This window comes from Pseudomonas sp. Lb2C2 (assembly GCF_052112205.1).
GTDB classification, from domain to species: domain Bacteria; phylum Pseudomonadota; class Gammaproteobacteria; order Pseudomonadales; family Pseudomonadaceae; genus Aquipseudomonas; species Aquipseudomonas kilonensis.
Genome location: NZ_JAUTYW010000004.1, coordinates 374,254 through 387,156, shown reverse-complemented (window position 1 = coordinate 387,156; position 12,903 = coordinate 374,254). Strand labels below are relative to the sequence as shown.

Sequence of the window (12,903 nt, the reverse complement as noted above, 5' to 3'; positions counted from 1 at the left end):
CTTCCCATCAAGAGAAAGACACGCCGTACACAATCGCTGTCACTTGCTCAGGCGTTCGGTCAGGCTTCGAAAAATGCGCGACCTGGCGACCTGATAGCCGAGGCGTTGCCCGACATCCGTTTTCAACAAATTGCCAATCAGCCCGTTATCCGCCTTGAGCACCTTTCGCCCCGCTGCCGTATCGGTTTGCCCGGCCAGGTCGGCAAGGATGCGTTGCGCCGCGTTGTGCCCGGGCATACCACTGACACCGCCGCCGGGATGGCTGCCGGAACCACAAAGGTAATAACCAGGAACCGGCGTGCGGTAATGCGCCGCCGCTTTGATGGGACGATTGTCGAAGAGGTTGTCCAGGCCGATCATGGACTGGTGGAAGATGTTTCCACGGGTGATGTGATAGTCGCGATGCAGATCCAGTGGGGTGATCACGTGGCGAGCGAGAATGTGATTGCGCATGTTCGGTGCATAGCGGAAATAGATCTCCAGCACCTTGTCAGCCCACTCTTCCTTACGTGTGTCCCAGTCTCCATGGGCCAGGTCAAATGGCAATTGCTGCACCCCCAACGAGAGCGTATGAGTACCTGGCTGGCTCACCAGACCCGGGTGGGTCACAGATGGAATCAGCGCCTCAACCACCATGTCATCCGGAAACTCGCCACGCTGCTGTGCTTGCCAAGCCATTTCATACAGGGCTGGGGATGGGCCGAGAATGTTCAAACCCTGATGCTGGGGCCCCAGCTTGCCGGTCGGAAAACCGACATAATCCGGCAGAGCGTCCACTAGCAGATGAATACGCGCCATGGAACCGCGCTGATCAATCTCCTTGGCATCGGCTGCTGCCGCCTCTGGTAGCGCCCCTTCGGGTAACAACCCCACCAGAGAGCGAGTCGGGTCTGCACCGGAAATGACCAGCGGCGCACGAATCTGCTCGCCCGAGGCCAGCAGAACCCCCACAGCCTTCCCCTCTTCAATCAACACCTGCTGGATGGGCGTACTCGTTTCAACCCTTCCGCCGAATGCTTGCAAGGCGCTGACCAGCGATTCGCTGATCATGCCCATCCCGCCTTTCGGCAGGCCATAACGACCGAACTGACCTTCGAACTCTCCCAATGCGTGATAGCCATATACATAGGCCGTGCCTGGCGTGGTTGGACTTCCCCACGTGGAGACCAGGCCCATGAACATCATGAAGCCGCGAAGACGATCGGATTCTATGTAGTCCTTCAGCAGGTCCTCGGCCGAAGCCGTCATGAACGCGTCGTACAGCACGCTTTCACCGGCGTCGTCAAAGATCGCTTTCAAGCGTTGTTGAGTCGGCGGGTCGCTGAGCTGGATCTCATGCGTCAGCTCACCGAAACGCTTGAGCCGCGTGGCGAAACGCATGAAATTGGCGCCATCGGCCTTGTTGTGATCTTCGATCGAACGTAGGGTCTTGTCGATCTCCTGCCAGAACATCACACGATCGCCGTCGTCCCATAGCGCCATTTCCTGCAAGCCCGGAGCCACTGACTCCAGGCCGTATTTTTTTAGTTCCAGATCGTCGACCACTTCCTGTCGAAACATCATCTGAATGTACGAGCAAGAAGAGAAAATAGCGCCCGGTATCAGTTCTTCACTGGTACAGGCGCCGCCTACAATCGGACGGGCCTCCAACACCAATACCTTGAGGCCTGCCCTGGCCAGATAGTTTGCGCACACCAACCCGTTATGGCCGGCACCGATGATCAGGGCATCAAGATCGTTATGCTTACTCACGGCGTCATTCCATCTGAATGTGAAATCGAATGCCTGTCCACCTGCTCGGTGAACAGGCCGCCTGCACGGCCAGCGACTCAGGCCGGCAGCACCAACTTGAACAACTGGTGATCGGTGAAGGTGTCATCCGGGTGACCGACAAAATTGCCCGTCACAATGCCGGTCGCGCCTTCGAATCGGCCACCACCACGAATCACGCGCCAAGCGATCGAACCGGTGCTGTAGCCGCTTGCCTGCACTTTGAACTGGCCTGGCATGACCGTTTCAACATCGAGATAGCTGTCGATCCCGGGGAAGTCGACTCGACCGGTTTCCCAACTTTGCTCGCCCCGCACGGTCACCACCGTATCGAAGTGTGCGACACCGGTCGGCACCTGCAACGCTCCCTCGCCCTGCACATCCGCCACTGGGTCGAGCGCAAGAATCAGCCCCTGGGCACGGGACCGTACGACACCGGTGGCGTGGCCGATGGCTTCGGCCTTGCCGGTGAAGTAGATCAGCATGGAGTAGGTTTTCATCATCACCCCCTCACACCGGTGGTTTTGCTCAGATCGGCCATGACTTCGGCCAGAATGTCGAGGAAGTAGGCGGCGTTGTCGGCGGTAAATGGCAGCGGCGGGCGTATCTTCAGAACGTTGCCCAACGGACTGGAAGCGCTGATCAACACATTATGGTCGCGCAATTTGTTGACCACTTGCATGGCCAGTTCCTCGTGCGGTTCTTTGGTAAGCGGGTCCTTGACGAACTCGGCACCGATGAACAGACCCGCACCCCGAACATCACCGATCACCGGGTATTCCTTGGCCAGATCACGCAGACCGGCACGCAATAACTCACCGACCACCAGAGAATTCTTTTGCAGGCTTTCCGCTTCAATCACCTCCAGTACCGCCATCGCCGCGGCGGTGGAAACCGGGTTACCGCCAAAGGTATTGAAGTAACGCGCGGTCGTGGCAAAACGGGTCAGCAGTTCCGGTTTCGCCACCACACCACCGATGGGAAGACCGTTGCCCATTGGCTTGCCCATGATCACCAGGTCTGGTACGACACCGTGACGCTGGAAGCCCCAAAACGTATCGCCGGTACGCGCGAAACCAGGCTGGACCTCGTCAGCGATGAACAGCCCGCCAGCCCGGCGGACAGCTTCGACGGCCTTGACCAGAAAACCACGCGGGTCGGAGAAGACGCCATCACTGGAGAATATGGTGTCTGTCACCAGCGCCGCCGGACGGATGCCGTGACGCAGCATGTCCGCAATTGCCGCTTCAACCGACTCGGCGAACGCGTCGCCGACGTCCTTGTCGCCCGCACGATAGGCGTCCGGTGCCGGGACCAGGCGCACCATGCTGCCCAGCGCCACGCCTTCACCCAAAGAGGGGGACATCTCGGCAATCGCGGCAGTAATGCCGTGGTAGGCGTTTTCAGTCACGATGATGCCAGTATTACCGGTATGACAACGCGCGATTCGTACCGCAAGGTCCGATGACTCACTGCCGGTGCATGTAAACATGACGTTTGCCAATTCCTCGGGGAAGGTCGCGATCAGCTTTTCGGCGTAGGTCAGTACAGTGTCGTACAGATAACGGGTATGGGTATTGAGCAGTGCCATCTGCTTGGAAACCGCCTCCACGACATGAGGATGGCAATGTCCTACCGAAGGCACGTTGTTGTACACATCCAGGTACGGCGTGTTGTGCGAGTCGTACATCCACACGCCTTCAGCGCGGACGAAGTGCACAGGCTTTTCATAGAACAACTTGTAGGACGGGCCCAACACTTTTGCGCGGCGTTTGAGCAGTTGTTCGATCACTGGGTCCAGGTCATGAGCCTGAGCAGGATCGAACGAGTTGATCATCAGTGGACGATTCATTATTTCACTCCAGGTTGCATGCTTTACGAAGAATGACTTGGGCATCCGCTCGACTGACTTGCGCCAATCGCTGGAGCCCGTCCCAGGCAACGCCTGTGTTCTTGAGGATGTAATGACGGTTTGCGGGATATAGACGTGCCCGAAACTCGGTGATCGCAATCGCAGTACACAGACGCGTGATAATCAGGTCATATAGCAAGTCCACTTCCTCGACCAGGAGCGGCAGCACGCGGTGATAGGCCCCAAGCATCTCGGCCACCTTGCTCAACGGGTGGTCGCCGTCGGTGTGGTAACTGGCGGCAATGGCGATGTCGTTGATCAGCTGGGTCGCCACCATGTCGCCAAAATCGAGGATGCCCGAGACTTCATCATGGCACCCCTCATCCATCAGGATGTTGTGTGGATTGAAGTCGGCATGAACCACCTGGCTGCGCATTTTGATAAGTCGGTGGTAGACGACTTCGTCGAAATAATCGAAGCCTGCCCGAACCAGGTTCCAGGGTTTATCGCCATCGGCATTCTGCGTTGATGGCAGCATCTCCCGGCAAGCTGCCGCTTGCTGAATGTCCCACGCCAGGACTCGATCAGCCCCCGGGTGATTGAAGCCATGCAGCGCTATCCCGAGTTCGGCAAGACTGATGCCGATGTTGCGCAGCTGGGCTTGCGAGCTGACACTTTTCGGCAACGCCAAGCCTTCCAGAAACGAAGTCATCCAAATAATTCGTCTCGGGTTGTCACCCACTTTAGCCGCAAAGGACGCTTCACCGTTGAGCGACGCAATCAACAGTGGAACCGGAATATGCGGTGCGCGTTCGGCCAGCCAGGCCAGCGCTTGAATCTGCATATCAATGGTCGAGTGATCGTCTGCAGGGTTCGACATCCGCAGGATGTACTGCAAGCCGTTGACTGAAAAAACATGGAACAGCTCGTCACGCTCACAACTGATTCGCGTGCATCGGACACTCATGCCATACCGACCCAATACAAGCGCTTCGACTTCCGCCAGGGGCGTCTCTTCGACAGCGGTCGTCATATTGCTCAGTGATAGCGAAAGACCGTTAATAGTCATTGGATATGCTGCCTAATGCTATTCAGGACCCGTTTTCGAAGCACGGTCCAGCCGCGACCTGATAAACAGGTCGCTCTGCAGTGCGTTCACAAGAGCCCCGAATCTCGAATATCGGGAGTACCCCCCGCCGGAGCGGGGGCGTCATATCATTCGAAGTTCATCATGACGTGACGAACGACCGTGTAGTCTTCCAGGCAGTAGATCGACTGATCCTTGCCATAACCGGACATCTTCATGCCGCCATGAGGCATTTCGCTCAGGAGGGTGAAGTGTTGATTGACCCAAGTGGTGCCGTATTGCAGGCGAACGCTGACCTTGGCAGCGGTCTTGGCATCACGGGTCCAGACTGACGAAGCCAAGCCATAGCGGCTGTCATTTGCCCAGCCGATGACCTGATCGACGTCCTGGAAGGAGGTCACCGAAACCACGGGGCCAAACACTTCACGCTGGACGATTTCGTCGGTTTGCAAGGCTCCGACAACGAGGGTCGGCTCGTAGTAGAAACCATCACCCGCCACATGTTTACCACCCGTGATGACCTGGATATGCGGCTGATCCTTCGCACGGTCGACAAAACCTGCAACGCGTTCACGCTGTCGGGCGCTGATCAGCGGACCGAGCTCTGTACCGGCCTGGTCGGTGGGCCCGAGCTTGATTGAGCACACGGCCTCCTTGAGGGCCGCGACGAGGGTGTCGTGGACGCTTTCATGCACGTAGATTCGGCAAGCAGCGCAGCAATCCTGACCGGCGTTATAGAAGCCAGCCGAGCGTACAGTGGTAACCACCGCCTCCAGGTCCGCGTCGGCCATCACGATCACCGGCGCCTTGCCGCCCAGCTCGAGATGGGTGCGTTTGAGATTGCCAGTCGCCGCTTGCAGGACTTTCTGGCCGGTGGTGACATCACCAGTGATGGACATCATGTTGATGTCCGGGTGTTCACCCAGGGCCTGACCGACCGTTTGCCCGCGTCCGGTGACGATATTGACCACACCAGGTGGCAGCATCTCGGCAAGGATACTGCCCAGTTTCAATGCGGTGAGCGGGGTGTTTTCCGACGGTTTCATCACCACGGTATTACCCACGGCAATCGGCGCGAAAATCTTCCACGTGGCCATGGCCAGCGGGAAGTTCCAGGGAGCAATGGCCCCGACCACCCCAACCGGGTCACGACGAATGATGCTCGTATGGTTGGCTGCGTACTCACCGGCCGCCAGCCCGGTCAGGCAACGCGCCGCGCCAGCAAAAAAGCGAATGTTGTCGACCACGCCCGGGATCTCATCCTCAAGCATGCGCTCGTAGGGCTTGCCCACGTTCAACGATTCTATTTGGGCAAAAGCGGCGCCTTCCTGTTCGATTCGATCGGCAATTTTCAGCAGCAGCGCCGAGCGTTTTCCTGGGGGCAACTGCGACCAGGCCGGGAACGCCTTGCGAGCGGCTGCCACCGCGTTATCAATCTGTTCAAGGCTGGCTTCCGGCACTTCTCCCAGCACTCGACCGGTGGCCGGGTTCACCAGCGTTTCCGCGTGGCCTTCGCCGCGAACCAGCTTGCCGTCGATCAACAGATCAATCACGAACTCTTGTGTAGTGCTCATAGTTACTCTCACGCTCGTCTGTAAAAACTGTGGCAGGGCAACCAGCACGTCACGACCCGGCTGCGCTCCTCGTTACAGACAAACTATGACAATATGGACTGAGCCCCTATGTCCAATCGGAACTAGTTGTTATGTCCACTTTTGACCCCAATTTACTGTCTGACCTGATTCTCGCCACGCTGAAGGAAAGCAGTGGAATATCGCTGCAACGGCAAATCTACAAAGTGGTGCAGCAAGCGATCCTTGACGCGCGGCTGGCCCCGGGTCATCGCCTGCCTGCAACTCGCGCGCTGGCCAAAGAATTGAAGGTCTCACGCATGACCGTCACCTTGGCCTACGACAAACTGGGCGCCGAGGGATACATCGTCAGCACTCATGGCAGCGGCAGTTTCGTAGCCAATATTCACCCTGCCGTCAGCCGGGTACAGATGGCAACGGAGCTTTCAGCGTCTGATGACAGACCAGGACTGTCACGCCGGGCGGTCGAACTGGTGGGTGGGACTCACGGTGCGACAGAGCATGAAGGGGCATTCGTCCCGGGTGTTGCCGATACCACCAACTTCCCCTTCCATATCTGGCAACGCATGCAGAATCGATACGCCAAGAAGCCCTTCTCGGCGCTGACCGGCTACAGCAGCGACGGTGGTTATCTGCCTCTGCGTCAGGCCCTGGCGGAGTACTTGCAGATATCGCGCTCAGTAAAATGCAGCCCGCACCAGATCCTGATCACGATGGGAACGAATCAGTCCCTGGACTTGTGCGCGCATATGCTGGCCGACACGGGCGACGTCGCACTGATCGAGGAGCCCTGCAACTGGAGCACGGCACTTATTTGGAAAGCGGCAAGTCTGAGAGTAGTGCCTGTTCCGATCGATGAGGATGGTGTCGCTGCTCAGCTCTTTCCTTTTCAGAAAACCAAGCCTGAAGACCTGCCAAAATTACTCTTCACGACACCGTCGCACCAATACCCGATGGGGGGCTCGATGGGCTTGCATCGGCGGCGACTGTTAATTGAGTTGGCCAGGGAACACAACTTCTGGATTATTGAAGACGACTACGACAGCGAGTTCCGTTATGACTCCAGCCCCCTGCCCTCTCTGCAGGGACTGGATGAACATGAGCGGGTCATCTATCTGGGCACCTTTAGCAAGGTGATGTACCCAGGATTGCGAATGAGCTATCTGGTGGTGCCCGAAGCACTCGCCGACGCCTTCGCCAGTGGCCTGACTCAGTTGTACCGCCCAGGCCAGCTTGGACTTCAGGCCGCCATGGCCGACTTCATCGGCGAGGGTTATTTCGCGACCCATATCAGAAGAATGCGGGGCATTTACGCTGAGCGTCAGCGCGAACTGAAACGTGCGTTGAACGAACACTTTGGTGACACCATAACGGTTTCAACCGGTCACACCGGACTGCACCTGACCATACAGTTCACCTCCAACATCGACCTTGCCAGAATGACAGCAGAAGCCAGAATGAGAGGCGTATATCTGCGCGACATAAGCCTCTATCACCAACTGCCGCACTCAATGAAAGGTTATGTCCTGGGGTATGGAGGAGTCAGGACGAATGATATCGAACCCGCCGTCAAAAAGATGGCCGAGGCCTATCAAGTAGCAAAAAAAAGTAACAACCAGGCATGCTGAATATGCGAGACGTGGATCGCTGCCAAAATCATGTACTGGCCGGCTCCCGGGTGAAGCGACACTAACTGCGTCACGATTATGCCTAAGAGAAGAAACACGCCTGGAACCTGTTGGTGATCAACTCAGTGCTGCGCTGTCCTCAACCTACGAGCATGCACCTAGCCAGTCGGTGATGTCCTTTCTCCATCCGAACAGCTACCGCTAAAAAAGCATAGATAAACCTTCATAGATGCAGCTACGAACGCTTACCTATGCAAAGGGTGAGTTCAGATATACGCGATAAATCCAAGCATCAGGGGAGCATTCAGGTCGCTGGCTCCGCCATATACGTACTTTCACTGTTGTGCCTGACAAGCCCCCACACAATCCTAACAATAAAAAAGCTACCACCTCAGAAGGTCACCGGGACGCCCGACACGCCCCGGCTACTGGGGTGGTGCTCGCAGTCTGCACGTACCTTCACCAGAATAGGCGCTGAGCCACGCCTACCCCAGACAGTCGATTAACTCACTACATCAGGCAGCGCTTCGCCGACCAACGCGCGGCGGGCACGCTCTACTGCACCGTCTTGCAGCGCCCCCAGGGAAGTGTTCGAGCGCCAGGCGATATGCGGGGTCAGAATCACATTGGGAGCGTTGCGTAAGGCGTTATCCGCCGGTAACGGTTCCTTGGCGAACACGTCCAGAGCCGCACCGGCGATGTGGCCTTCATGCAGCGCTTCGGCGAGCGCTGGCTCGTCGATCAACCCACCTCGGGATACATTTACGATCACCGAGTCTTTGCGCATGCGCTTGAGCACTGCAGCGTTGATCATGTTACGGGTGTCGGCGTTAAGGGGAAGGTGCAGTGAAACCACGTCCGACTGTTCGAGCACTTCTTCTAGTGAAGCCTGGGTCACGTTATCGAAAGTAGCGTAAGGATCGTAGGCTTTCACACGAGTCCCCAGCGCCGCCCACCAGCCGGCCGTCAGACGACCAATCCGGCCCATGCCGACAATACCCACTTCCATGTTGGCAAGCTTGGGCGTGTCATAGGCAATCGTGCCCGCCCAACCACCTCTCTCGATCGAGGCCTGGCCTTGAGGCAAACGGCGAGCCAGTGCGATGCCCATCGCAAGCGCATGCGCGGCCACTTCCTCAGAAGAGGCGTCCGGAACGATCGACACCGGAATATTGAGGTTTTTTGCAGTCTTGACGTCGATGTTGTCGTAACCCATGCCGTAGCGAACGACCGCCTTGCATCGCGTCATGCGCGAAAACTCGGTTTCGTTCACCTTGCCATAAGGCGTCACCATGACGATAACGGCATTCGTCATCCCGTCGGTGAAAGCTTGTTGGTCAGCGGCAGCCACCAGTTCAAGGCCGAATTGGTCAGCCAATGCCTGCTCACGCTCAAGGTGCGGAAATTGGTGAGGGGCAATCAAAAGAGTTCCGTTGGAAATAGCAGAATGCATCGCTCTAATCCTTGTTTTTCAGAATTCGAAAGGAGCCTCGCCGTTACGCGGATAAGGCCCGTTTAAGTCAGTCGATTCGACGGCCTATACGGTCATAAATGACAGAGCCGCGACGTTTGAGATAAATGGCAAGCACAATGCCGACGATGATGGACAGGTAGGTCAAACCGACCAGCCCCCACATCACAGCTGGCGGAGCATCGATCAACAGTTCAATGTTCATCGACGCAGTGACCAGAACGACACCTACACCGATAGCAGCGATCAAGGGGGCATAGAAGATCTTCCACTTTGTCCCCCCCTGAGGGTCCCTTTTGAAAAACACCAAGACAGCAATCGACGTCATGAACAGCAGCAACAACATTCCGTAGAACGCGATTCCCGCTGCCGCGCCATACAGCGCAAGATCCTTGCCCCCCGTCGCGATCAACGCCAGCAGTGCCAGCAGCCCCGCAGCCCCAACGGCCATTGCCGAACGATAGGGAGAACCGTGTTTAGGATGAACAGAGGCAAAATATTGCGGCAGAACCCCGTCCACACTCAGCGAGTGGGTGTAGCGCGAAAGAATGTTCTGCAACGCGAGGGTGGAGGCAAACATACTGGTGACGATTAATACGTTGACAACCTGATTGGCAAACACGCCTACGTATTTCAAGACTGCATCAGGCATCATCGCCGCTGGATTGGCCTGAGCCGCCGCGACAGCATTACTAACGCCAGACGCCAGGATCAGTCCGTAGGACGAAATGGCATAGAAAACGCCTAGAAAAATGATCGCCAGATAGGTCGCGCGCGGGATGGTTTTGAGCGGGTCCCGAACCTCGTCCCGATAGATGGCCGTGGCTTCAAAACCGTTGAATAGACCAACGCTGAATAACAGCAGCAAACCCAGCTTGGGCGTCACCAGGCTCGCCGGATTCCACGGTTCCAGTGCATAGCCTTCAGGTCCACCGTTGGAAATCACGGCGACGTCGAAGATAACGATTGCAATGATTTCAAGTACTAGAAGTGCCGACAGCACTTTGGCCGAAAACTCCACGTTGAAGTAACTCATAGCCCATACGACCAACAGCATGGCCATCGACCATACCCACCAGGAGATCGCAGCGGTGTGGACAAAGCTGGCAATTAGGTTGTTAACGGCAACGCCAGCGAATACCAGTGCAGCGATAATGTTGAAGCCATAGGTCACAAGTGCGAGGAAAGACCCACCCAACCCCAAGGGACGTCCCAGGCCTTCAGTTATGTAGGTATAAAATGCCCCCGGTCGAGGTACCCTCCGGGTCATGTTGGTGAAGCCCGTCGCAAACATGATCATCAATACCGTGACACCCAGGAACGCGATAGGTACACCGATACCAAAACTGATGTTGAACGATAGAAACCCGCAAACAACACCCAGCGGCGCCGAAAAAGCGAGTACGGTGAACATGAGATCGAGTGTTCCCATGTTGCCCTTGAGTTTGTAACCGGGTGCAGCTTCTTGTGCGTCGCCTGAAGCGACTTTCATACTGTCTTGTACAGCGTTCATTTTTGATTTTCCTGTTGGCATTTTTATAATGTAAAAAATTTATAGGCAGGAGAAATACGGGCACGACTTCGTGGAGCATCCAAAGATATGGCTGATTTTTGTTTTACGTCATGAGCCGCAATTCGCGACTCATAACGTGTCAAACCTGAAACTTTGAAAGCACGTACAGCATCAGGTTTAAGGCTCGGTTTTCACTCTGAGAGCAAACCTGCCAGGTCTTTCACCGTTTTACGGCTTTGCTGGCGTGCAAACTGCTGCACATACCATTTGCCAAGCGCCTGTTTACCTGTGGAGCCACTGGCTTTCCAACCGCCGAACGTTTGCGGACCTGGCCACCATCCTGTGGTCGCGTGTCCTGGTACATTAACGTCCACGCAACCCGCTTCGATTTCGCGCAGGAACGTACGCGCCTCTTCCGCATCACCGGTATAGATGCCCGCAGTAAGGCCCATCGACGTCGCGTTTGCCGCGGTCAAAGCATCCTCAAAACTGTCGACTTTGCTGATAGAAACCAGCGGGAGGAAGTACTCGGTAACCGCCAGTTCATGTTCAGCGGGCATGCCCGAGATTACCGTGGCCTCTACAAAGTAACCTTCTTGTTCCAGCACCTGGCCACCGTCAACGCGATAGCCGCCAGCTTTAGCCTGCTCGACAACCTGCTTGAAACGCTGGACGGCGCGCTGGTTGACCAGTGGACCGCCGAAACTGTCTTTTACAGCTGGCTCGGCAATCACCACTTTCTGACGACGCTCGGCGACCAGTTCAACCAGGCGCTCGTAGGCCTTGGGTGTCGCAATTACACGGGAAAGCGCACTGCACTTTTGCCCTACCAGATCGAAGGCCGAGAACACGATGCCGTCAGCCGCCATTTCCAGATCAGCGGTGTCAGTGACGATTACAGGGTTCTTGCCGCCCATTTCGGCGATTACCGGGCGTGGATAAGGGCCGCTGTTGAACTGTCGAATGATCTCCTGGCCCACAGCCACGGAACCTGTGAAGGACATGCCATCGACATTGCTCGCAACCAGCACACGCCCCGGTTCGTCGGCGCCGTGGATGATATTGACCAGGCCTACGGGCAGGTCCATCGCCTCACACATTTCATAGACGGCGTGACAAGACCACGGGCCATCATGGGTTGCTTTGATCACCATTCCATTGCCGGCGATGATAGCGGCAATAGTAGGTCCGGACGCCTGCACGATCGGATAGTTGAACGGCGTAATAAACCCGAACACACCGTATGGACGAAGCACGGAGGCATTAGCGAACCCTGCGGGATCTGCCTCCCGCTCATCCTCAAAGGCACCCGGACGGCCCGCGTATTCAGTATAGAACTTCAGAATTTCCAGCACTTCCGTGGCTTCGGCACGGGCGCCGACGCGGGTTTTACCGATTTCCACCGCTACGCGAACAGTCCAATCGTCGATCTTGCCAGCAACGTAATCCAGCGCCTTGGCGACTCGTGCGATACGCTCCTTCAGCGGTACCTTGACCCATTCGCGTTGCGCTTCGCGGCTCTTCTCGACTGCCAAGTGAACCAGCTCGGCCGGAGCGTCATGGCAACCGGAAACAATCACTGAAGGAAAGCTTGGGTCTTCACGCTTGAGCAGCGCACCGTCGAAGTACTTCTTACCCGCGATCACATGCGGAACTATCGTAGGCGGCTTGGCGCGTTGAGCCGCAACGGCGTTGGCGAAAAATTCATGGTTGGCGGTAGTCATCATCATCCTCGTACCAAAGGAATGGACACTCGGACGAGTGTTCACTTGGTAATCAAGGCTACCCACAAAGCCCCGCCTCAACTGTCCCAACCTGAGACATAAGCATAACCATTTGTTAAATATATATTTTTTCTAAATCCCTTCTTGCAGCAAGCTTGCTCAAGTCTTCCTACATATTGAACATCACTGCAAAGAGATAACCGCAACTGTCATTCTTTGATGAATACCAAACGACGCACACCACCTCGCCACTGATCGCACCTTGT

The 12,903-nt window shown here is 56.4% G+C and carries 9 protein-coding genes and 1 pseudogene; 2 read left to right on the top strand and 8 right to left on the bottom strand.

Annotated features, from left to right (window positions below; all coding sequences use genetic code 11):
* Positions 1 to 39: 39 nt before the first annotated feature.
* From Q7F16_RS13745 to Q7F16_RS13725, 5 genes are all read right to left on the bottom strand, one after another.
* Entirely contained in the window at positions 40 to 1,752 is a 1,713-nt protein-coding gene (locus Q7F16_RS13745; RefSeq protein ID WP_409556311.1) for a phytoene desaturase family protein, read from the bottom strand.
* 77 nt (positions 1,753 to 1,829) lie between these two features.
* Positions 1,830 to 2,270 carry a hypothetical protein gene (locus tag Q7F16_RS13740; RefSeq protein WP_409556310.1) on the bottom strand — a complete coding sequence of 147 codons (441 nt, stop codon included), beginning with the start codon at positions 2,268 to 2,270 and terminating at the stop codon, positions 1,830 to 1,832.
* A gap of 2 nt (positions 2,271 to 2,272) precedes the next feature.
* Positions 2,273 to 3,622, bottom strand: coding sequence for an aspartate aminotransferase family protein (locus tag Q7F16_RS13735; RefSeq protein WP_409556309.1), 1,350 nt, complete (start codon positions 3,620 to 3,622; stop codon positions 2,273 to 2,275).
* Between the two features lie 4 nt (positions 3,623 to 3,626).
* On the bottom strand, positions 3,627 to 4,691 hold the full coding sequence (locus Q7F16_RS13730) for a phosphotransferase (protein WP_409556308.1): 1,065 nt from the start codon (positions 4,689 to 4,691) through the stop codon (positions 3,627 to 3,629).
* A gap of 146 nt (positions 4,692 to 4,837) precedes the next feature.
* Positions 4,838 to 6,283, bottom strand: a complete 1,446-nt coding sequence (locus Q7F16_RS13725) for a gamma-aminobutyraldehyde dehydrogenase (protein WP_409556307.1) — start codon at positions 6,281 to 6,283, stop codon at positions 4,838 to 4,840.
* 131 nt (positions 6,284 to 6,414) lie between these two features.
* Here Q7F16_RS13725 and pdxR point away from each other — a divergent pair, with 131 nt between their 5' ends.
* Together pdxR and Q7F16_RS13715 are read left to right on the top strand one after the other, a co-directional pair.
* Positions 6,415 to 7,929, top strand: coding sequence for a MocR-like pyridoxine biosynthesis transcription factor PdxR (gene pdxR, locus Q7F16_RS13720; protein ID WP_409556306.1), 1,515 nt, complete (start codon positions 6,415 to 6,417; stop codon positions 7,927 to 7,929).
* An 11-nt stretch (positions 7,930 to 7,940) separates the two neighbouring features.
* Positions 7,941 to 8,134: pseudogene (locus Q7F16_RS13715) on the top strand (hypothetical protein); the annotation flags it as partial.
* A gap of 297 nt (positions 8,135 to 8,431) precedes the next feature.
* Here Q7F16_RS13715 and Q7F16_RS13710 read toward each other — a convergent pair.
* The 3 genes from Q7F16_RS13710 to Q7F16_RS13700 all read right to left on the bottom strand — a co-directional run bounded on the left by Q7F16_RS13710 (position 8,432) and on the right by Q7F16_RS13700 (position 12,643).
* Complete coding sequence (locus Q7F16_RS13710) at positions 8,432 to 9,382, bottom strand: C-terminal binding protein (protein ID WP_409556305.1); 951 nt, start codon at positions 9,380 to 9,382, stop codon at positions 8,432 to 8,434.
* Positions 9,383 to 9,449: 67 nt separating this feature from the next.
* Positions 9,450 to 10,913: an APC family permease gene (locus Q7F16_RS13705; RefSeq protein ID WP_409556304.1), complete on the bottom strand. Its 1,464-nt coding sequence runs from the start codon at positions 10,911 to 10,913 to the stop codon at positions 9,450 to 9,452.
* Positions 10,914 to 11,104: 191 nt separating this feature from the next.
* The gene (locus tag Q7F16_RS13700) at positions 11,105 to 12,643 is read right to left on the bottom strand and encodes an aldehyde dehydrogenase family protein (RefSeq protein ID WP_409556303.1); all 1,539 of its coding nucleotides are present in this window, start codon (positions 12,641 to 12,643) and stop codon (positions 11,105 to 11,107) included.
* Between the last annotated feature and the right edge of the window lie 260 nt (positions 12,644 to 12,903).